At 70.9% G+C, this 398-nt stretch carries 1 pseudogene; it reads left to right on the plus strand.

The window, feature by feature from the left end:
* Window positions 1–398 (plus strand): annotated as a pseudogene (locus tag GWK61_RS55480) (MFS transporter); the annotation flags it as partial.

Here is a 398-nt window from a genome sequence, read left to right on the forward strand (position 1 = left end):
AAGCTGGTCATGGGGGAGTGGGGGCGCGGGGCCGGGTTGTTCGGGCTCGTCGATGCCGTCGGGAGTCTGGGGTTTCTGGCGGCGACGGTGTTCTACAAGGCCGTGGGGCGGCGGTTCGGGGATCTGCCGATCGCGGTGGTCGGATTCCTGGCGTGCAACACGGTGTTCGTGCTGGAGCCGCAGTTCGGGCCGGGGTTCCTCGCGCTGGGGGTGGCGATCGGGGCGTTCACGTTCGGGACGGCGCGGATCGCTTCGCGGTCGTTGGTGCTGACGAGCGTGGACGAGGCGCATGTGGGGCGGGCGTTCGGGTTGGCGAACGGCGGCGGGCTGGCGGCGACGGTCGTGGTGATGCTCGGGGTCGCGGAGCTCACCGACCACACCGATAGCCGGTGGGGGTT

The organism is Catenulispora rubra (genome assembly GCF_015356825.1).
In the GTDB taxonomy this organism is placed as follows: domain Bacteria; phylum Actinomycetota; class Actinomycetes; order Streptomycetales; family Catenulisporaceae; genus Catenulispora; species Catenulispora rubra.